The organism is Actinomadura opuntiae, from assembly GCF_030283205.1.
In the GTDB taxonomy this organism is placed as follows: domain Bacteria; phylum Actinomycetota; class Actinomycetes; order Streptosporangiales; family Streptosporangiaceae; genus Spirillospora.
Genome location: NZ_JASNWF010000015.1, coordinates 236,602 through 257,131, shown reverse-complemented (window position 1 = coordinate 257,131; position 20,530 = coordinate 236,602). Strand labels below are relative to the sequence as shown.

15 protein-coding genes and 4 pseudogenes are annotated in these 20,530 nt (G+C 69.1%); 8 read left to right on the top strand and 11 right to left on the bottom strand.

Annotated features, from left to right (window positions below; all coding sequences use genetic code 11):
- Positions 1-23: 23 nt before the first annotated feature.
- Positions 24-1,610, bottom strand: a complete 1,587-nt coding sequence (locus tag QP089_RS30920; protein ID WP_285916270.1) for a carboxylesterase/lipase family protein — start codon at positions 1,608-1,610, stop codon at positions 24-26.
- 617 nt (positions 1,611-2,227) lie between these two features.
- Here QP089_RS30920 and QP089_RS30915 point away from each other — a divergent pair.
- Positions 2,228-2,449: pseudogene (locus tag QP089_RS30915) on the top strand (transposase); the annotation flags it as partial.
- Positions 2,450-2,660: 211 nt separating this feature from the next.
- Here QP089_RS30915 and QP089_RS30910 read toward each other — a convergent pair.
- The 3 genes from QP089_RS30910 to QP089_RS30900 all read right to left on the bottom strand — a co-directional run bounded on the left by QP089_RS30910 (position 2,661) and on the right by QP089_RS30900 (position 5,699).
- The gene (locus QP089_RS30910) at positions 2,661-3,053 is read right to left on the bottom strand and encodes a peptidase inhibitor family I36 protein (protein WP_285916269.1); all 393 of its coding nucleotides are present in this window, start codon (positions 3,051-3,053) and stop codon (positions 2,661-2,663) included.
- Between the two features lie 341 nt (positions 3,054-3,394).
- Positions 3,395-3,658, bottom strand: coding sequence for a hypothetical protein (locus tag QP089_RS30905; RefSeq protein WP_285916268.1), 264 nt, complete (start codon positions 3,656-3,658; stop codon positions 3,395-3,397).
- Positions 3,659-3,773: 115 nt separating this feature from the next.
- Positions 3,774-5,699, bottom strand: coding sequence for an NACHT domain-containing protein (locus QP089_RS30900; RefSeq protein ID WP_285916266.1), 1,926 nt, complete (start codon positions 5,697-5,699; stop codon positions 3,774-3,776).
- Between the two features lie 541 nt (positions 5,700-6,240).
- Between QP089_RS30900 and QP089_RS30895 the strand changes: the two genes are divergently transcribed.
- The 4 genes and pseudogenes from QP089_RS30895 to QP089_RS30880 all read left to right on the top strand — a co-directional run.
- Positions 6,241-6,462 carry a hypothetical protein gene (locus QP089_RS30895; RefSeq protein WP_285916264.1) on the top strand — a complete coding sequence of 74 codons (222 nt, stop codon included), beginning with the start codon at positions 6,241-6,243 and terminating at the stop codon, positions 6,460-6,462.
- Positions 6,463-7,286: 824 nt separating this feature from the next.
- Positions 7,287-9,065 carry a group II intron reverse transcriptase/maturase gene (ltrA, locus tag QP089_RS30890; RefSeq protein WP_285916262.1) on the top strand — a complete coding sequence of 593 codons (1,779 nt, stop codon included), beginning with the start codon at positions 7,287-7,289 and terminating at the stop codon, positions 9,063-9,065.
- Between the two features lie 51 nt (positions 9,066-9,116).
- The gene (locus QP089_RS30885; RefSeq protein ID WP_285916260.1) at positions 9,117-10,601 is read left to right on the top strand and encodes an ISKra4 family transposase; all 1,485 of its coding nucleotides are present in this window, start codon (positions 9,117-9,119) and stop codon (positions 10,599-10,601) included.
- 25 nt (positions 10,602-10,626) lie between these two features.
- Positions 10,627-11,148, top strand: a pseudogene (locus tag QP089_RS30880) (transposase family protein); the annotation flags it as partial.
- A 20-nt stretch (positions 11,149-11,168) separates the two neighbouring features.
- Here QP089_RS30880 and QP089_RS30875 read toward each other — a convergent pair.
- The 6 genes and pseudogenes from QP089_RS30875 to QP089_RS30855 all read right to left on the bottom strand — a co-directional run.
- A pseudogene (locus tag QP089_RS30875) lies at positions 11,169-12,044 on the bottom strand (transposase); the annotation flags it as partial.
- Positions 12,045-12,276: 232 nt separating this feature from the next.
- On the bottom strand, positions 12,277-13,380 hold the full coding sequence (locus QP089_RS30870; RefSeq protein WP_512699688.1) for an NsdA family TPR-like regulatory protein: 1,104 nt from the start codon (positions 13,378-13,380) through the stop codon (positions 12,277-12,279).
- Positions 13,308-13,490, bottom strand: a complete 183-nt coding sequence (locus QP089_RS49140) for a hypothetical protein (protein WP_512699687.1) — start codon at positions 13,488-13,490, stop codon at positions 13,308-13,310. Before QP089_RS49140 ends, QP089_RS30870 begins: the two co-directional genes overlap by 73 nt.
- The gene (locus QP089_RS30865) at positions 13,483-14,106 is read right to left on the bottom strand and encodes a hypothetical protein (RefSeq protein WP_285916257.1); all 624 of its coding nucleotides are present in this window, start codon (positions 14,104-14,106) and stop codon (positions 13,483-13,485) included. The genes QP089_RS49140 and QP089_RS30865 overlap by 8 nt, the downstream gene beginning before the upstream one ends.
- Positions 14,107-14,369: 263 nt before the next feature.
- Positions 14,370-14,876 carry a hypothetical protein gene (locus QP089_RS30860; protein WP_285916255.1) on the bottom strand — a complete coding sequence of 169 codons (507 nt, stop codon included), beginning with the start codon at positions 14,874-14,876 and terminating at the stop codon, positions 14,370-14,372.
- Between the two features lie 332 nt (positions 14,877-15,208).
- A complete protein-coding gene (locus QP089_RS30855; protein WP_285916253.1) occupies positions 15,209-15,433 on the bottom strand; it encodes a hypothetical protein in 225 nt (74 codons plus the stop codon).
- Between QP089_RS30855 and QP089_RS30850 the strand changes: the two genes are divergently transcribed.
- The 3 genes and pseudogenes from QP089_RS30850 (at position 15,432) to QP089_RS30840 (ending at position 19,153) form a co-directional block, all read left to right on the top strand.
- Positions 15,432-16,007: a GNAT family N-acetyltransferase gene (locus QP089_RS30850; protein ID WP_285916251.1), complete on the top strand. Its 576-nt coding sequence runs from the start codon at positions 15,432-15,434 to the stop codon at positions 16,005-16,007. The genes QP089_RS30855 and QP089_RS30850 overlap by 2 nt on opposite strands.
- Before the next feature lie 295 nt (positions 16,008-16,302).
- Positions 16,303-16,488: pseudogene (locus QP089_RS30845) on the top strand (transposase); the annotation flags it as partial.
- A gap of 424 nt (positions 16,489-16,912) precedes the next feature.
- The gene (locus QP089_RS30840; RefSeq protein WP_285916250.1) at positions 16,913-19,153 is read left to right on the top strand and encodes a bifunctional glycosyltransferase/CDP-glycerol:glycerophosphate glycerophosphotransferase; all 2,241 of its coding nucleotides are present in this window, start codon (positions 16,913-16,915) and stop codon (positions 19,151-19,153) included.
- Positions 19,154-19,284: 131 nt separating this feature from the next.
- Here the strand turns inward: QP089_RS30840 and QP089_RS30835 are convergent, their stop codons facing one another.
- Positions 19,285-20,145 carry an isocitrate lyase/PEP mutase family protein gene (locus QP089_RS30835; RefSeq protein WP_285916248.1) on the bottom strand — a complete coding sequence of 287 codons (861 nt, stop codon included), beginning with the start codon at positions 20,143-20,145 and terminating at the stop codon, positions 19,285-19,287.
- Between the last annotated feature and the right edge of the window lie 385 nt (positions 20,146-20,530).

Here is a 20,530-nt window from a genome sequence, read left to right as displayed (position 1 = left end):
CTGGGAGGGAGGCCGTGCTCGCTTCAGGACGACAGCGACTTCCAGAATGCGCAGTTGCTCTGCGCCGCGGTGTCGGTCGGGTGGATGCCGTTGGGGCCGGGTGTGAAGGACAGGACGTCGGTGGACGAGTGGAAACGCGGCCAGTGCGGTGCGTTGGCGGCGGTCGGGTGGGCGTTGCGGGCGAACGAGGTCCAGTAGTCGACCATGGCGTCCGACAGTTGCTGCTGTTGGGCGTTCAGGTCGCCGAGCAGCCCGGGGAACAGGTAGGTCAGTTCCGTCGCGTGCTCGGCGCCCTCGTCGAATCCGGGGACGTCGACGAGCGGCGGCGCCGTCCGGTCGGCGAACTGGTAGGCGTACACCGGGACGCCGGCGCGCGACAGTGCCTGGAACGCGTCCTGGTGCAGGCAGGTGGAGAGGGACGTGCCGAAGTCGGTCTCGATCGTGGACAGCGCGATCCGCGGGTCCGGGTAGTTCCGCGCCGGATAGCGGGCCAGGACCTTGTCGGCGTTGGCGCCGTACATCGAGCGGACGATGCCCTCGTACTGCGCCGCCGTGATCGGCTGCGGGTAGGTGAGGGAGACGAACAGGCGCATCTCGTCCAGGGTGTTGCCGTGCATCACCGGGACCCGGTTGAAGCGGCCCTGCGCGATGGCCTGGGCGGGTTGCAGCGGCAGGACGCGGTCGCCACCCGCGACGGGGCCGGCGGTCATGTCCTTGGCCTGGAACGTCTCCAGCAGGGTCTTCACCGGTACGACGCGCAGGCAGGCGGCCGTCTCGGCAGGTGAGGCCTTGCCCCCGCATCCGACGGCGTCGGCGAATTTGGCGCCGTCGGCCTCCGCGCCGGCTTCGGTCCGCGTAGGCGCGGCGCAACTGAAGCTCTCCGGGATGACCTTGTGGAACAGCCCGGCGGCGGACGGCGAGACGAGGTTGGCGCAGGAGTCGGCGGCACCGGCGGACTCGCCGAACAGCGTCACGTTGCGCGGGTCGCCGCCGAAGGCCGCGATGTTGCGCCGCACCCAGCGCAGGGCGGCCTGCTGGTCGAGGAGACCGTAGTTGCCGGCCTGGTAGCGCCGGTCGGCGCCGGTCTCCAGCGCCGGGTGCGCTAGCCAACCGATGGGCCCGAGCCGGTAGTTGATCGTGACGACGATGACGCCGCCGCGGACGGCGAGCTTGGACGCGTTGTAGGCGCTGCCTGTGCCGGTGACGTTGCTGCCGCCGTGCGCCCACACCATGACGGGCAGTCCGTGCCGGCCCTGGAGATGGCGGTTCGGCGTCGTGACGTTCAGGTAGAGGCAGTCCTCGGTGTAGGTCGTCTCGCCGCCGTAGACCGGGGCGATCTGCGCGCACTGGCTGCGCGGGAACGTCGCGTCGTAGGTGCCGGCCCACGGCCGTGCGGACTGCGGCGGTCTCCAGCGCAACGCGCCCGTCGGGGGCTGCGCGTACGGGATGCCCTGGAAGAGCCGGTCGTCCTTCCCTACCTCTCCCCGGACGAGTCCGGTGTTCGTCCGGACGACGGCGGGGGAGTTCTGCGCGGCGGACGCCGACGCCGGTGCCGCGCCACCGGCGACGACCAGCGCGGCTACCAGTATGGCGATGCCTTTCAGCCTCATGGGTCTCCTTCCGCAAGCCTGCTTCCGGCGCCCCCGAGCCGCCCCACCGAATTAGAAACCTCTTCCAGGCGGGAAGGCAAGACCCTTTTCTAGATTGGCGTACCGACCAGTCGGTACGCCAATCCAGAAAAGGGCTGGTCAGAGCCCTTGGATGATCGGCGCGCCGGTCGGTGACGGGTGACCAGGGCGCCCGTGACCAGCAGGACCGGTACGAGGACGCTGAAGGCGCGCCGATGCCATTCCGGCGCGCGGTCCACCGAGACCGTCTACCGGCGCCGGTTCACGTGCGTGCTCACGGGTGGAGTCGGGGTCGTGGACACGATCTTCGGCACCGGGGCCGAGGGGGCTACCTCCCAGGTAAGACCGAGGGGTCCGACCACGTCCAGGAGAGTCGATCGGGGAGCCTCCTACCTGCAGCGATACAGGTAGGAGGTCGCGAGAGATCGTGAGTGGTCCAGGTGCGTTGGCTCCCCGCGCTGGCTCCCGTGGCTCCCCGCTTAGATCGGGGAGCCACGGGCGGCTGCCAGATCCGTGCGCAGGCGCTCGACGACCTGCTCGTCGGGACGTCGAGCCAGTGAAGCGCCCCGCGAGGCTCGTCTCCCTGAGAGGATCGAGTCATGGCAGCTCAGTCCTCCTATCTGCCTGAGCTGCGCAGGCGGGCGGTCCGTATGGTCGCCGAGGTGCGTCCGGGCTATCCCAGTGAGTGGTCGGCGAGGAAGGCCGTCGCGACCAGACTGGGTGTCAAGCATGCCGAGACGGTGTGGTCCTGGGTGCGTCAGGCCGAGGTCGACGCCGGTGCCCGGCCGGGGACCACGACCAAGGAGTCTGCGGAGCTCAAGTGCACCGCGCCGGGTTCGGTGGAGGCTCTACCTCCACCGAACCCGGCGCGGTTCATAGTGCCCGTTCTCAATCTCCTGATCATGGCTGCGCGCGTGTTTGGAGGCACGCGCTGCACGCAGGTTGTGACCCCGCCTCCGCGCTGACTCGGGCGACGGCTCGGACCATCGGCCACCCTGAAGGCGATCGAGGTCCTCGCATCTCTGCTCTAGATCACCGCTGGCACTGGCCGACTTTGTCCCTGCGCGCGATGGAGCGGATGCGGTGCTGCCAGGAGGTGTCCAGATTGTGGGTGGTGCCGTCGCGGACGAGCAGGGGATAGCTGTTCCCCCTGCAATGCGGCTGGTCGTAGATGTACCAGTCGCGGCCGGTCAGATTTCTCCAGGAACGAGCGATGTTGGTGTAGGCGCGCACGTTCTCCTCGAACGAGCGGCGGTCGACGGAAACACTGCCGTGCTGAAAGTAGCCGACGTACAGACAGAACTCGCCGTTATCGCACCGGTGGTCCTTGGGCCCCTGCTGCTGCGCGGACGCAGCGGGCGCCGTAAGGACCGCCGTCCCTACCGAGACCACCATGAGCGCGATGGCCGTGCTCTTACCCTTCATCCCGATCCCCTTTCGTAGTGAAACGATTACCTAGTGTCACATAGGTTGGGGTGCTGGAGCTAGTAACCGAACGGGCGGTCACGTTAAGGAGCCCGGTGGGCGCACGGTAGGTCTTCGCCGAGTTGGCGGGCGAGGCGGGTGTCGTCTTCGTAGCGCATGCCGAGCAGCACGGCGGGGTGCACGCCGGCGCGGTGCGGGCAGTGTCTCTGGAGAGGACTCCGGCCTCTTTCAGCGCGGTGACCGCGGCTTGGTGGGCGGGGTCGCCGCGGAGCTCGTTCTCGCCGATCTGGGGTGGCCGACGGCCGACGTCGAAAGCAACGCGCCTACCCGATCCGGACGCGCTAGGGACGGTAGTCGCGGCCGCGCGAGCGGTCCCGCCTGGCCCTGATGGTCTCCAGGTACGGCGGGTCGACGTACAGGACGGCGTCGGCCAGCCCATACTTGGTGATGATCGCGGTGGCGGGCAGTTTCTCGATCCGGAGCGGGCGCAGACGTTCCGCCGCAGCGGCGAACTCGTCGGCCCGCGCCGCGGGGGCGGGGTTGGGACGGCGGGCCGCTGGGCGCAGGCTGGGCTGTGACCCGCTGAACGCCGCTCTTATAGACACGGTATTTGTCGTGCCGTACGGCGTCATAGCGGATGTCGCGCGCGGAGCTGCGTGAGTACCTCGCGCTCCCCAAGCAGGGACCGCCGTGCCCGGAGAACCGTCGTACCCAGGGTGATCAGCTGTGTGGGGTTGGGTGATCCTCTCGGCTGGTTTGCCGTGTGGCGGTGGCACGGCTGGTGTAGGCGTCGGCGAGCAGGTGCTGGAGCTGGGTGTGCCGGAAGGTCAAGAAGGGGCCTGAGTTGCGCATGACCTCCTTGGCGCAGGCGTCTTTGAGGAACCGTATTCCGTGCAGGGGGAAGACGGTCGCGTTCTGGTCGCCGCGGAAGCGCTGCCAGCGGCCGTGCAGGTGCAGTTGTGTGAATGCCAGGGTGGTGCGCCAGGAGTCGGAGAGAGCGGCCATGCAGCCCAGGGAGATGATGGTCGCCAGGCCGAGGGTGGCGGTGATCCCGGCGAGCGGGCCGTGGGCGAGGCCGTTCTGCCATCCCAGGGCCACACCAATGGGGACCGCGACGACCAGCGCGGTTCGGCGAGCGCGGCGCCGATCGTCACGGTCGTGAGTGAAGGGGGTGGCGGGCGTGTCGGGGTTGCTGATGGGGCGGGCCACGGCGGTCATGAGGCCGAAGGTGAACCCGGTGAACAGCCCGGCCCACAGGCCGAACTCGGTGGTCTTGGTCAGTGCGTAGGTGAGCCCGATGGGCAGGCCGGTGCTGACCGCGGCGAGCAGGTCGGCTCTGGTGGGGCGCAGGATTATCCAGCGGGACCGGCCGATGGGCCGCAGCCGTTCGCGAGCGGCGGCCCGCCCGGTCACGCCGGCTGCGACCAGGCCCGCGGGGACACCGAACAACAGATGGCCGAGGATGGGCCATCCGCCCTGATTGCCGACAGCCATGATCATGGCAGTGAAGATCAGCAACGCAATCGCGGGATTGAACGACGCGAGCGCGCTGGCAGCGCTGCCGAGCTGCGGCCACCGGCGTTTCATCCTCTCCGGGCAGTGCTCCAGGACCTTGTCGAGCCTGGTGAGGCGAGCGGGGCGCAGGTCGCGCACCTCGGAGATAGCCCCGGCCAGCGAGCCGAAACACAGACCCATGAACGCTCCGTATTTCGTGCCGAACCGCAAACCGGTGTGACCGTTGACGGTGTACTTTCCGATCGGCCCGAAGACGAGCATGCCGATGGCGCCCATGATGATTCCCGCCGCAGTGTTGGCGCCGATGCGCCAGCGAGCAGGCTTCCAGTAGTGCATCCGCCACCACGCCAGGCTGGTTGTTCCCGTCTCTGTCATCCTGGCCGCGATCAGTTCCAGGACGGTGCGGGTGGCGTCGATGCGGGTCTGCCACGGCCGTTCCTGCTCTGCCGTGAGCCCCTCAGGCCGCTCGGCACTGTAGGCCCGGGGGATCAAGCAGTCCAGGAGAAGATCTTCGACCTCTCGCCGGGTGTGGACGCCCGCTCTGGTCAGGAGTGCTTGGTTGGCGTGGGGATCTGCGCGCAGCAGCGTGAGGCTGAGCGGGGAGTCCAGGGCCTGGGCCAGCGGACTGTCGGGATGCTGCTGCAGGTGCTGGACCACCGCTGCCGTCATGTGTTCGGCCGGCCCGTACTGGCGCCGCTGGAGATACTCCAGCGCGTCCTGGAGCGGCACCGGCATCAGCTCGATGACCAGTGCGCCGGACAGGGGCACCGCCGCAGCCGCCGCGGCGTATTGGCGGGGGCGGCTCATCACGACCGTGCGGATGGCGTGCTCGGACGTCAGCTGCTGCAACGCGGCTTGGCGCAGACCCGCATCCATCTGGTCCAGGCCCTCCAGGAACAGCGCGATCTTCCCGCGCGCCGCCAGTTGCCCGGCGGCGTCGCTGCCGTAGGCGTCGCTGGTGAGGAATCCATAGCGCACGGCCAGCTGATCGGCGAGCCAGGTCCGCAGGCTCTGGTGCTGCGGATTCCAGCTGTCAGCGGTCAGCAGCACCGGAACCGGCACCTGCCAGCGCAGCTCGAAGGGCAGTGCGCCACGCGAATCCAACGCCTCCAGCGCGGTCAAGATCGCCATCGAGGTCTTCCCGCTGCCCTGCCGCCCGGTCACCACGATGCGGCCTGATGCCAATCCCGCGTACAACCCGAACGGGTGTGGTTCCTTTTCAGGGACTGGTTGAGCTGGGGTTTTGAGGGGTCGGTCGCAGTGTGACCGGTTGTCTTCTACCGTGCGTGGTGGAGGCGATCGCGATGGGTTCGTTGCTGGAGGAGCTGGCGCGGCGGGAGGCCGCCGCCCGGCAGCGGATCGAAGAGCTCGGTGAGCGGATCGCCGAGTTGAACGGGCTGCTGGAGGTCGAGGAGGACCGGCTGTCGCGGCTGGTTATCACGCGGGAGACGGTGCAGGAGGTCTTGGGTGAGACCGCCCGGCCGGTCGAGGGCCCCGCACAGCAGGACGTGTCCGCCCAGCCGGTCGATGTGGTGGCGGGTGTGGGGTCGCCGGTGGGGGTGTTGACGGTGCCGCCGTGGCGGCCGGGCATGGGGGTGTCGGTGTTGCCGGTCGCCTACCGCGACGCGGTGGAGATCCTGGCCGATGCGGCCGGGGCGATGCGGCCGGGGCGATGCGGGCCGGGCAGGTCGCGGCCGCGATGGGGCTGGCGGATTCGGCGGCCAAGCGGGAGGGGCTGCGGTCCAAGCTCAAACGGCTGGTCGAGCGCGGCTGGGCCGTCGAGGACGGCCCGGGGCTGTTCGCCCTGTGCGGGCCGGTGGCCCGCGAGATCGCCGGGCAGCCCGGTGGGCCGGCCGGTGGCGCAGGCGGCATCACCTCCTCACCGGCGGGGTGATTGCGGCCGGGCTCTTCCCCCGGTCAGGTTCGAAGGTGACCAAACCTGCCCGAACCGCGCCGGGAAGAAGAGCCCGTGATGGAAAGGTACGACAACGCCGTCGATGCTGACTGCTTTGCCGACGCGAAACGCACGTTCAACTGTCTTTGCGACGTGAGGTCGCTCGTGATGAGTGGCTGTGGATTGGAGGTCCGGTTGATGCCGGATACGTAGCCCGGGTCGGTGTCTGGACCCGTTCCCGCCGTGACGTGCGTGCCGGCTTCCTGAGTCGGTGGGTGCGGAGCTCACGGTAAAGCCCAAGGACCCGCGTCCCGTCCGGGGGTCACAGGCGAGGGAAAGGCTGGGCATGGGGCGAACGCCAGTGAATCCTTGCTGAGGCTTCGTGATGAACCCACCCCGCGACGGGTTGATAGCCGGGGTGATAGGGACCGGCCGTTAAGAGGCGGCAGGCGGCGGCCAGGAAGGACACCGGGCCGTGTGGACACCGCCGTCCCCGGAGTACAGAGGACGCCCAACCCCAGTCGAGTCTCATGCGAGTGGAACATGGAAACCCCGTCGAGGTCCGGCCGCTGGCCGGTAAGCCGACCGCAAGGAGGGCCCAACTCCCCGGCGGGAAAGGATGCCCAAGAAGCTAATGCCGGTGGCCGAAAGGCAACGGGAAGGGCGAGGCAATGGACGGCTCCTCCGCCGCCCGTCCCGCTCAACCGGCCGGATACCCCGTCAAGTGCGGGGCCGCGAAAGCGGGCCGACGTGGGCAGGTGGATCTTTGGAGTGCTGGGCTGTCAGTGAACGCTGAAACTGAAGGGCAAGTTGGGCACCGCAAGGTGAACGGACCTGAGGACTTTTCGCGCGCAGACCCGGAAGTGGTCGAGTGGGATTCGATCGACTGGGATATGTGCGATCGGGAGGTACGGCGTCTGCGGCAGCGGATCTTCAAGGCGACTCGGGAAGAGGACTGGCGCAAGGTCAGGAATCTGCAGAAGCTGATGCTGCGCAGCAGGGCGAACGCGCTGGTCGCGGTCCGCCAGGTGACGCAGCGCAATGCTGGGCGCAAGACCGCCGGGGTTGACGGAGAGGTCGCGTTGACCTCTGCGGCCAGGGCGCGGGTGGCCGGGCAGGTCCTGGCCACGCATGGGTCCTGGCGGCCGATGGCGGTCAAGCGTGTGTACATACCAAAGGCTTCCGACCGTGCGAAGCTGAGGCCGCTCGGCATTCCCGTGATCATGGACCGGTGTCATCAGGCACGGGTCCGGAATGCGTTGGAGCCGGAGTGGGAGGCCCGGTTCGAGTCCCGGTCGTATGGGTTTCGGCCGGGCCGCAGTTGTCAAGACGCGATCGGCGCTGTCTATCAGGCGTGCAAGGGCCCTCGGGCCAAGCGAGTCTGGGCGCTGGACGCGGACTTGGCCGCGGCGTTCGACCGGATCGATCACGACCGGCTGCTGTCGGCTCTCGGTGACTTCCCCGCTCGGGGGATGATTCGGGGGTGGCTGAAGGCGGGACTATTCGAGCCGGGCAGGGGGTTCGCGCCGACCGAGGAGGGAACTCCTCAAGGCGGTGTGATCAGCCCTCTGCTGCTGAATGTCGCGTTGCACGGGATGGAGGGTGCGGCCGGGGTCCAGCGGATCACCTCCGGCATCCGTGCTGGGGAGGTGAAGCAGGGCTCCCCGATCCTGATCAGATACGCCGACGATGCGACCGTGCTCTGCCACAGCCAGGAGCAGGCACGGCGGGTCAAGGCACGGCTGGCGGAGTGGCTGGCACCCAGAGGGCTGGCTTTCAACGAGGATAAGACGCAGATCGTGCACCTCGAAGACGGTTTTGATTTTCTGGGTTTCAACGTTCGCCGCTACCGTTCCAAGCTGCTGATCAAGCCAAGCCGATCGGCAATTGGGCGGCTCCGGGAAAGACTCGCCGTCGAAATGCGCCGCCTGCGTGGCGCGAACGCGGCGGCGGTCGTCAGGACGCTGTCTCCGATCATTCGGGGATGGGCGGCTTACTACCGGGGCGTGGTGTCATCCGGGGTGTTCGCCAACCTGGATTTCCACGTGTGGACACTCACCTACAAGTGGGCCAGACACCGCCACGGCGACCATGGTCGCCGATGGGTCACCGATTGCTACTACGGCAAGTTCAACCCGTTCCGAGACGACCACTGGGTATTCGGTGACCGCGACAGCGGCACCTACCTGGACAAGTTCTCTTGGACCGGGATCGTCCGGCACGTCATGGTCAAAGGCGCGGCGTCCCCCGACGACCCCGCCCTGGCCGACTACTGGGCCAAACGGCGGCAACGAGTGAAACCCCCGCTGGATGAGTACACGCTTCGCCTGCTCACCAAGCAGGACGGCCGGTGCCCACTCTGCGGACAACACCTGCTGACCGCCGAGCAGCCACCGCAATCCCCCCGTGACTGGGAACGATGGTGGCAGCAGGTCACCCGGAGGGCGATAGCCGCCAGCTACCTCACCCACCACCGGAGACCCGGCCCACCCGGCGATAAACGAACACGCCTGGTGCACAGCTCCTGCCAACGCGGGCTCCACGCCCGCATCCGCAGAGAGAACCCAGCGCAGCAACCCCGATCGCCCTCGCGATCTGCTTGAGCCGTGTGCCGCGATGAGTGGCACGCACGGTTCTGAGGGGGCCTCGGATGAGTGATCATCCGGGGCTACCCGGCGCTCGGACAGCTCACCGGCCCGCAGGCGGCGTCCTGGCCGCACGATCGGCTGGAGGAACTGCTCGAGCAGCGGGGACGTGAGCTGCTGCGGCAGATGCTGCAGGCCCACCTGGACCTGCGCGCCGCCGGCGAACGGCGGGCCGCCGAACGTGCCCGCGCCGCCGGGGCCGGGACGGTCGGTGCCGACGGTGTCCGGCGGCACCGGCTGGAGAGCGGGCATCACCGGCTGCTGGCCACGGTGTTCGGCACGGTGGCCGTCTCCCGCTGCGCCTGGCGCGCCCCGGGAGCCTGCAACCTGTATCCGGCCGATGAGCAGCTGTCGCTGGCCGGGCGGCACAGCCACGGACTGGCCCGCCTGGCCGCTGTGGAGGCGGTGCGCGGCTCGTTCGACGACGCCCGCGCCTCGATCACCGCGCGCTGCGGGGACGTGGTCGGCAAACGAGCGCTCCTGCAGCTGGTGCGGCGGGCGGCGGCCGACATCGACGCCTTCGACGCCTCGGTGAGGCCGGTGCCCAGGACCGCCGACGAACTGCTGGTCCTCAGCACCGACCAGAAGGGCGTGGTGATGCGGCCCGAGGCGTTGCGGCCGGCGACCGCCCAGGCGGCCGCACGGCACTCCCGCACCCTCCGCACCCGCCTGGCCGCCGGGGAGAAACCCGCCCGCAAACGGATGGCCGCCCTCGGCGCGGTCTATGACGCCGAGCCCGCGCCCCGCCGTCCGCACGATGTGATCGCCGTGCCCGGCGGCCGCCACGGCGACCGGACCGTCCGTCCGGGGCCGCACGCGACCGGGAAATGGCTGTGCGGGTCGGTGATCGCCGAGCCCGGCGAGGTGATCACCCGGGTCTTCGACCAGGCCCAGGCCCGCGACCCCGCCCACGCCCGGACCTGGGTCGTGCTGGTCGACGGCGCCCGCCACCAGCTCGATCTCATCCGGGCCGAGGCCGCCCGCCGCCGCGTCACCGTCCACATCGTCATCGACTTCGTGCACGTGATCGAGAAGCTCTGGGCCGCGGCCTGGGACCTGCACCACCCCGGCGACCCCGCTGCCGAGGACTGGGTCCACGCCCACGCGACGGCCCTGCTGGCCGGCAACACCGACCAGGTCACCACCGCCCTGAACGCCCAGGCCGCCGCCCTCGGCGAGCACCACCGCCACAAGATCGACGCCTGCGTCCGCTACCTGGCCGGCCATGCCGCGTTCCTGCGCTACGACCAGGCCCTGCGGGCCGGGTGGCCGATCGCCACCGGCGTCATCGAGGGCGCCGTCCGCCACATCGTGGCCGACCGGCTCGACATCTCCGGCGCCCGCTGGGGCCTGGCCGGAGCAGAAGCGGTCCTGAAACTCCGCACGGTGGTCGCCAACGGGACCTTCCCGGACTACTGGCGCTTCCACCTCAAGCAAGAACACCAGCGCGTTCACCACGCCCGCTACCAGGACGAGTACAACCTCACCGCTTGATCACTTCAGTCCCTGAAAAGGAACCGCACCCAAACTCGGCGCGGCGCTGGCCAAAGCGGTCAAAGCCGGGCTGCCCTACCTGGTGCTGGACGGCACCTTGATCTCAATCGACCGGGTCGCCGCCGACCGGCCCTACTACTCGGGAAAGCATCGCCTGCACGGCATGAACCTCCAGGTCATCGCCGCACCGGACGGGACACTGCTATGGGTGTCGGGACCGCTGCGCGGCTCGGTCCACGACCTGACAGCGGCCCGGATCTGGGGCGTCATCCGGGCACTGGCCGCCACCGGCCTGCTCGTACTGGCTGACAAGGCGTACCAGGGCGCCGGCCCACACGTCCTCACGCCCTACAAGGGACGCGACAAGCCCGAGCCGCAAAAGGACGCCAACCGCGCACACGCCAAGCTCCGAGGACCGGGCGAACGCGCGAACGCCCAACTCAAGTCCTGGCGAATCCTGCGGAAGCTGCGCTGCTGCCCCCACCGCGCCGGCCACCTCGCCAAAGCCATCCACACCCTGCAACTCCGCGAGACCGCATCACGCTGAAAAGGGCTCAGTGCTGCAGCGGCTCTGGCTATGTCGGCGAGGTGTTCGCGGCGGCCGTGATGGCGGGCGAGAGAGCGCCAGTTCTTCAGGTGGGCGATGCCGTGTTCGACCCGGTTACGGCGGACGGAATGGGCGTGGCGCTGGGCGGCGTGGAGCTCTTCGTACCAGGCCGGGGCGTTCTTGCGGAATTTGCGGTGCGGCGGTGTCACTACCTGACCGGCGGTCTCGGCGCCCAGGCCCTGGTAGCCGGCGTCGGCCAGGATCTGCACTGGCGGACCGGTGGCCAGTAGCTCGACCAGTCCCGACCGGCGGGCCTGGGTGATGTCGGCGCAACTTCCGGGCTCGGCTTGTCCACAGAACAGCAGGTGACCACCGGCGTCGGTGACCACCATGGCTTTGATTGCGTTCTGCTTGTTCTTGCCGGAGACGAACACGTTGCGGTCCGGCCGTTTGGCCGCCGGTCGGCGGACCCTGACCTCGGTGGCATCGATGATCGCGGTTTGCCCGCTGGCGCCCAGGTACTCGATCACCTCGGCCAGCGTGCGCAACCAGATTCCCGGCTCGACCGTGCAGCCACGGTCGGCCAGCAGCGGCCGGACCTCGGCGATGGCTCGGGTGATGGTGGATCGGCTGACGCCGAACCAGCAGCCCAGCACATCGTGGGTCACCCCGTGCCGCAGATGGATCAGCGTGGCCAGCAGCCGGTCCACGAACAGCAGCTTGTACTTCGCGCCAGCACCCACTGCGCGCCTCCGCGGACGAGCGGCCAGCACCGCTTGGTGCCGCTCCTGCCACACGGGCCCGACCTCCGCCACCAACTCGGCGATCACTGTCGGCGACAGACCGGTGATCCGACGATTCCCCACAACCACCGCACGAGCCACCGACCGGACCATCCGACCATGATCAACGATCAGGAACCCGGCCACCACCACAACCATGCACGAGGTCGTTAGATGGACGGCTGCCTGTGGGATAAGAGGTGGGGGAACCTGCACCTACTCCACTAGGGGGCAACTCCACCCAGATGCGCATGGCTCTCCCCGTCCAATCTGCGATCGCGACGGGGAAGGGTCGCCTGCTTCGGCACGGAGTCTACGGCGGGGGTGCCACCCGGCAACGCGGGCCCTATCGGCCGGGTCCGCCGGTTCCGGCGAGGGTCGCCAGCAGCCGGTCGGCTTCGCCGATCGGGTCGTCGGTTGTGGCGTTGCGCCATGTGGTGCAGATCTTCGACAGGGTCTGGTGGACGCGTTTGGACTCTACGCCCGACAGGTCGTCGCGCAGGTTCAGCACGGTCCGTGCCGCGACGTCCGGGTGTTGCCGGTTCAGTTGCGTCAGCGCCAGCCGGGCACCGATCAGGGCGCGGGTCCGCCGTTCGACCGGCCGGCGGGAATGGAGGGAGGCGGCGAAGTGTTCCTCGGCGCCGCTGAGGTCCCCGAGGTGGGTCAGGGTCAACCCGACCTGATGGGCGAACGATTCGCGGCGGTAGTTGGCGGTCACGGCGTTGTCGGGGCGGGAGTCGGCGTGTTCCAACTCGGTTTCGGCGGTCCGCAGGAGCGTGTGCGCGCGGCGTTGGTCGTGGGTGGCGGCGGCGGCCTCGGCGCACATGCCGGTGATCCATGCTCTGGTTCGAGCGGGTGATCTGGTGCGGATGCCGTCGGCGGCCGCGTCGGCGAGGTCGCGGCCGACGCGGTGATGGCCGAGTTCGACCGCCTGGACCGCCAGGCTGCGTAGCGCCGTCGAGCGCATCAGGTCGTCGCCGGCCTCGTCGGCCAGGCGGACCGCCATGATGTAGTAGCGCTGCGCCAGGCCGGGGCGCATCATGTCCGCGCTCATCCAGCCGGCGAGGTAGGCCAGTTGGGCGGCGGCGGTGAACAGGGCGGGGCGGGCTCGGCCGGTGGTTCCGCGCAGTAGCGGCGCGACGTCGCCGGCCAGGTAGGCGGCGACGGCGCCTCGGGCGTGCCCGCCGCCGTACAGGTCGTCCAGCCGTCCGAACGCCGCGGTCGTCTCACGGATGCGGCCGACGTCGCCGGCGCCGCCGCGGCGGGATGGGCCGGTTCGCGAGGTGATGGCGTGGGCGGGGCGGGGAAGGGCGGCCTCGGCCAGAGCGTACAGGCCGAGGGTGAGCGTGGTGCGGCGGTGGAGCATGTCGTCGTGTCCTAGTCGGGTGAGCCAGGCGACGGGGTCCCCGCGCCAGGGTCGTCGGGCATGACGGCCGGCGTTGTCGGCCAGCCCAGGTCGGCGGCGGACGGGCCGGGGCGGTCCAGCAGCCACGCGAACGCTGCGACTGCGACGGCGATGCTCTGCGGCAGCGGGATCGCTCCATTGAGCCACCTACCCACGGCGGCCGGGGAGCAGCCAAGGGCGAGGCCGTTCTCTTCGGCGACCTGCGTGATCGCCGAGGGGCGGGCACCGGCGCGGCCGGGGCAAGCTGGCGTGGGCGACTCGCAAGCCCACTGCGGCGTTGAGTGCGGCGACCACCAACGGCACGACGATCTGCGCGATGAAGGTTGTCATGGGACCAGCACAACGGGACCCGGTCCGCCGGCGATCCGCGGCGGATCCGGCCAGGGACCGGACCCGCTCCGTTCTCGTTCCGGCAGGTCCGGTCAGCCCGGGGTGATCCAGACTTCCAGGATCTGCGGTTGGGGGGTCTGGGCCGGTGTCGGGCCCGATCCGCCATCCTTGAGCGGCGAGCGCACGCCTGTAGTCGGCCATCACCGCCTCCAGGTCCTCGTCATCATCGAGTGCGGCGGCGACGGTGTAGGGGCCACCGTCTTCAGCAGGCTGCTCGACGGAGAAGCCACCGTCCTCGCCGAACTCGCGGATCTTGGCCTTGCGTAGCGCGCGGCGGATGCGTTCGGCGTCACGGCATCGTTCGTCCCACAGCGGGCGGCCGTAGCGGCCGTATCCGAAGCGCGGCCGCTCTCCGTCCAGGCTGCGCAGCAGCCGATTCATGAACTCTCTCATGATCAGTTCGGGGTGGCGGCGGGCGGGAGGTCGTCCGGGAGTGGGACCTCTTCCAGGCGCAGCGTCCGGCCGCCGAGCGTGAAGAGCACGTCCTGGTTGTCGGCGCGGGTCGTGGGCATGCCGTCGATGGCGTCCAGGAGTGCCTGCAGACGCGGCAGCGGAATCGCGCGGAGCTTCTTCCCGAGCCCGCTCTCGTGGTCGCTCAGCGCGCTCAGCGTGACGGCCAGCAGGTTCAGCGCGGCCCGGCGGTGCTACGCGGCGAATGTCGTCACGGTCGGGTGCTCGGTGATGACCTTGGACCCGGCATCAGGGCTGAGGGTGTAGACCAGGACCCGGTCGCCGCGCGGCAGCGCGATGCTGGTGCCGGCGGGTGGCCGTCCCATCAAGTCTCCTACGTCGCTGATCTCGCCGGTGGTCGGGTCCGGGAGGGCTCCGAACCGGCCGACCGCCGGACCCGCGCGGAGCTGCGACATGCCGGGGAACTGCTCGATGGTCGCATCGATGTACCGGCCCTGGTCGGGGATGGTCAGCAGGCAGTGCCCATCGAGCTCGTTGCGGTTCCGCCAGGACGGCATGACCGGAGCGCAGGAGGTCGTCATCCCGGTCCGCTGATGGTGCATGACGACCCCGGCGGCGCGCAGCTCGGTGGCCACGCCGAGGTGCCCCAGCGCGTATCCGAGGGTGCGGCAGGAGTCGACGCAGTGGTGAGCGCTCTGGCCGCTCTGGGCGTCGGCCCAGGTCACCGTGAGCAGCACCACCAGCAACGATTCTGGTGGCGCGTCTTTGGCCTGGAGCGTCGACCGATTCAGCCGATCACGCTGCCCGGGATCCAGGAAGCCGGTGGTGAAGGTGCCGGGCTTGGAGCCGCGCCGCCGGCGCGCGCTCTTGTCCTTCTTCGGATTGGGTCGTTTGCCTGGACGGGGGTCATGACCGGAGGGTAAACCGCCTCCCTGACGATCTGTCGGGTCTTCGGAGACCTGATGCTGCTCTGCCCGAAGCCGCCAAGGCCACCGGGACTTCCGTTAGCGACGCGAACGACCAAAACGGGAGGCCTCCGGGCGGACGAACACCTCGCGCCCGTGAGTATTGATCAGGCGACGTCCATAAGTACCTGTTTCCCTTCGCCGTGGCCCAGCGGCGGGCGGGCGCGCAGATGGGTGTGCAGGTCGGCCAGTTCGGCTCGGGCAGCGGCCAGGTCGCCGCTGGCGGTGGTGACGTAGAACAGCGCGGCGCGCAGCAGCGGCGCCATCACCTCCTCGCCGCCCGCAGTAATCCGCTTTGTATGACCACGGCTCTCTGCCAGCATGAAGCCCATGCACCAACCTCTTGACACGCTGGACTGGCCGATTTCCACCGACCGACTGCTGTTGCGCCGGGCTACCCCCGACGACGTGGACGCGACCTGGGCCTACCAGCAGCTGCCGGAGACTCACGAATGGGTCAGGGTCGCCACGACGACGTACGACGACTACCGTCAGCGTTTTCTCCGCCAGGAGCGGCTGGCAGACCTGCTCATCATCGAACTGGACGGCCGGGTGATCGGCGATCTAACGCTGCAGGTCCAGGACGCTTGGACCCAGGAGGAGGTCGCTGACCAGGCGAAAAGCGTCCAAGGAGAGCTGGGGTGGACGTTGGATCCCTCCTACGGCGGCAAGGGCTACGCCACCGAAGCGGTACGCGCCCTCATCGACATCTCCTTCGGGAGTCTTGGCCTGCGCCGCCTGCACGCCGACTGTTTCTATGACAACGAACCTTCATGGCGGCTGATGGAGCGGGTCGGGATGCGCCGCGAACAGCACACGGTGAGAGACTCACTCCACCGCACCAGGGGATGGCTCGACGGTCTCTCATACGCGCTCCTGGCCGAGGAATGGCCCGCTCCCGAGTGATGCAACGCTCCGCTGGGATCATCCTGGCCGGTTGGCTGAGTGGACAGACTGGGATGGCGCCGCGTTCTGGGTGGGGTATTCATTGGGGTGCACTGCGCCGGGTTCGGTGGAGGCTCGATGGGCTCTGTTTTGAACAGGCCGATCTGGGACTCCATGAGGGCGTTGTCCAGGGCGTCGCCGACGGTGCCGATCGATGCGTCCAGGCCGGCCTCCATCCTGCTCCTAGGCCCTGTCCGGTAGATCTTGGTGTTGTGCTGAGGACGATCTGGTGGGTGTGGGTTGATGGTGTGTCGTGGTGCGACGGCATGAGTTGACCGATGCGGCGTGGCGGCGGATCGAGCCGCTGTTGCCTGCGCAACCCGTCCAGGGCGGCCGGTGGGTTGATCACCGCACGGTGCTGAACGGGATTTTGTGGAAGTTGGCCACCGGTGTGCCGTGGCGGGATCTGCCCGAGCGGTACGGCAATTGGAAGACCGTCTATGAGGACGGCGCGTCACCTCTCCAGCTCTTGAGACACCTCTTGTCGGTACGGACCGCTACCGGGTGACGTTCAAGTTCGGTGACCTCGTGCCGGACCGTTTGGACGGGCGCGGGCGTGCTGCGCCGGACCGAGGATCTGTACGGTCTGGCCGTCGAACGGCTGGACAGGGCGCCCGACGGGCGGCCCTCGGGAAGGGGTGGGCCGAGGGAAGGGTGGGCTGAGCCGTCCCGGCCAAGAGTGCGGGCGAACTACGATCGCTGTAGTAGATTGTGGATCGAATGGTCGATGCGCCACGTTTGCACCGGGCTGAGCAGCGCATATCCAGGCTGTGACCGCAGAGGACGCCTCCGGCGTGGACGGGCCGCCGGCCGATCGCGAAAGCCCGGAAAGCCGACCACACGTCCCTCATCACCAGGGACCGGCGATGCCCGCACCCGAAAGCACCGCCCGATCCGGCGGCCCCGCCCTCAGCGTCATCGTGCCCGTCTACGAGGTAGAGGGTTATGTACGCCAGTGCCTCGAATCGATCCTCGACCTGTCCGTCACCGACCTGGAAGTCATCGCCGTAGACGACTGCTCGCCTGACAACTGCGGCACGATCCTCGACGAGATGGCCGCAGCCGATCCCCGGCTCCGCGTCCGGCACCTGGACCGCAACGTCGGGCTCGGGCAGGCCCGCAATCTCGGGCTCGAGATGGCGGCGGGCGACTACGTCTGGTTCTTCGACAGCGACGACCACGCCGAGGAGGGAGCGGTCCGGGCGATCCTCGCCCGGCTGAGGACGACCCGGCCCGACGTACTGGTCGTCGACCACGAGCGCGAGCTGTGGGACGGCACCCGCGTACCGAATTCCGGCGGCCGCTACTTCCGGGACCCGCCCGCGCCCGACACCTTCACCTGCGCGGAGCGTCCCAGCGTCCTGCGGATCATGATGGCGGTCTGGAACAAGGTGATCCGCCGCGACTACCTGCTCGAACTGGGGCGGCGTTTCAGTCCCGGCTACTACGAGGACCTCAACGTCTCCTTCCCGCTTCTGATGGCGGCCGGGCGGCTGAGCCTGCTGGATCGGGTCTGCTACGTCTACCGGCAGCGCCGGTCCGGGGGCATCACGAGCAGCGCGAGCCGCCGCCACTTCGACGCCTTCGACCAGTACGAGCGGATCTTCGCGTTCATGGACTCCCATCCCGGCACCGAGCCGTTCCGCGGGCTGATGTTCGACCGGGTGGTCGGGCACGCGCTGATGATCCTGGAATGCGGCGACCGGATCTCCCCATCGGACCGCGCCGACTTCTTCGGCCGCCTCACCGAGTTCTACCGGCGCCGTCGTCCGGCTGGGGACGGTGTCCCGGGCGGTCGGCTGAAGGCCGTGAAGTACCGCTTGCTGGAGAGGGGCGCGTACCGGCCGTACCAGGTGGCCGTCACGCTCCTCGGGGCTCGGCGGGGAGCCAGGACGCTCCCGAGGGCGGCCGTCCGGCCTGTGCGGCGCGCCATGCGCACGGGCAGACGGCTACTCGGCCGTCTCTACTACCGCGTGCAACTGCGCATGCCGATCGATGAGAACCTCGTGGTGTACGCCGCGTACTGGTATCGCGGTGTCTCGTGCAATCCGGCCGCCATCTACGAGAAGGCCACGGAGATCGCGCCGCACCTGCGCGGTGTCTGGGTCGTGAAACCGGGAGCCCCCGGCCCCGTGCCGGACGGTGTGGACCATGTCGCGCCCGGCACCCTGCGGTATCTGCGGGTGATGGCGCGGGCGAAGTACTTCGTCAACAACGTCACGTTCCCGAACGCGGTCAGCAAGCGTCCCGGGCAGGTGCACGTCATGACTCAGCATGGCACCCCGCTGAAGAAGATGGGGCTGGACCAGATGGCCTTCCCCGTTGGCGCCAAGGGGCTGGACTTCCATGCCCAACTCGTCCGCGCCGACCGCTGGGATTTCCTGGTGTCGTCCAACCCGCTGTCCAGCGAGGCGTGGCGCCGCAGCTTCCCCTGCCGCTACGAGATACTGGAGATCGGATATCCGCGCAACGACCGGCTCGCCGCGGCGACCCCAGACGAGCGGGCCCGGCTGCGCGCTCGGCTCGGCGTCCCTGAGGGCAAGAAGGCGATCCTGTACGCCCCGACGCACCGGGAGTACCGAGATGAGTACCGGCCGATGTTCGACGTCGAACGGTTCATCCGCGAACTCGGCGATCAGTATGTCCTGCTGCTGCGCTCCCACTATTACTATCCGACAGCGGGAAACGGCCTGCACCACGAACTGGTGATGGACGTCTCCGGTCACCCGTCGGTCGAGGACCTGTGCATCGCCTCCGACGTGCTGCTGACCGACTATTCCTCGATCATGTTCGATTATGCCGTCCTAGGGGGCCGGCCGATCGTCGTCCTCGCCAACGACTGGGAGACCTACCGGCTCACCAGGGGCGTCAACTTCGACATCATCGCCTCCCCGCCCGGCGTGCTGGCCCGCACCGAGGATGAGCTGATCGAGGCGTTCCGGACCGGCGAGCCGTGGAGCGACACGGCGGCCAAGGCCCGCGCCGCCTTCCGCGCCCGGTTCTGCCCCTGGGACGACGGTCATGCGGCGGAGCGCACCGTGGAAAGGATCTTCCTGGCGACGACTGAGCGCACGTCACCCGGGAGCCCCGGGGGCCGGGGCGGCTGAAGCCGTGGACAGGTCGCGGGGACGCGCCGCGCCGCTGGTCAGCTTCAACGTGGCGATCGAGTCCGGCTGGACGGGTGGCCCGCTCCAGCTTTCCACGCGGCGCGGGACGAGCCGCCCGCCATAGTCCGGTCTTAGGCCGGGCTGTGGTGGCGGCTGATGTTGCCTTCGAGAAGGGCGGTGGAGTGGGCGACGCCGATGGAGTGCTCCGGCAGCAGCCCGTCAGCCTTCTTCAGGTCCTGAAGCGACTGCTCGATGGCAGTTTGCGCGGCGAACAGGCAAGGCGTGCTGTAGATGGCGACGTCCACGCCGAGAGCGGTGAGGTCGGTCAGCGAGAGCCGCGGCGACTTGCCGCCGGCGATCTGGTTGAACAGCAGCGGCTTGTCGCCGATCACTTCGCGGATTCGCCGGATGGCGTGGGCGCTGCGCACGCCGTCGACGAGGATCACGTCGGCGTCGGTGGCGGCCAGCGCCTCCGCGCGGCGCTGGATCTCCTCGTCCTCGGTGGCGTCGGTGCGGGCGACGACGAGCAAGTCGCGGCGGGTCGCCAGGACCATCTCGAGCTTGGCCAGGTACTCCTCCAGCGGCAGGATCAGCTTGCCGTCCGCGTGCCCGCAGCGGCGCGGGCGCTTCTGGTCCTCGATGATGACGCCGGAGGCGCCGATGGCCTCCAGGTGCCCGACGACGTGGCAGGCCACCTCGGAGTCGACGTAGCCGTCGTCGATGTCGACGAGCAGGTGGTGATGCGGGAAGGCCGGGCGGAGCCGGGACACGAACGCGACCATGTCAGGCCACGCGATGAAGCCGATGTCGGGCAGGCCGTAGTGGGAGGCGGCGAACCCGAAGCCGGAGACGAACAGCCCGTCGAAGTGCTGTGCGGCGATGGTTGCGGAGAACATGTCGAACACGCCGACGAGAGGCGTGACTCCCGCAGCCCTGACGTCCTGGCGGAGGCGGTGCCCGGCGCCGCGGGTCGATGGTGTCGTCGTGGTCATGCGTGATCCCCCGGTGATGTCGGTACCAGCGATTGGTGTCAGCGCCAGTTCGAACGCTCACGGTGAGCATAGGGAAGCTGAACGTGAACGTCTACACGCTTGTAGAAGTTCGTCGTGACAGGCGGCCAAGCTCCTCTGGTTGGGGCGGTGCATTGCGGTGGTGCTGCTGGAGGGGATGGATCTGAGATTTCGGGCATCCTAGGCGCGGTGGCGATCGGCGGTGTTGTGGTGGGAGGGCAGGCTGGTGCCTGGGGGCGGAGTGTGGGGCGGACTGCGGATTCGTCGTAGGCAGCCGGTGGCCAGCCTGGCGCGTACTGCGACCGCCGGATCTTCGCGTCCCGCCGGACTCGTGAGCATCCCGAGGGCCGGACGTCGCCACCGTGCC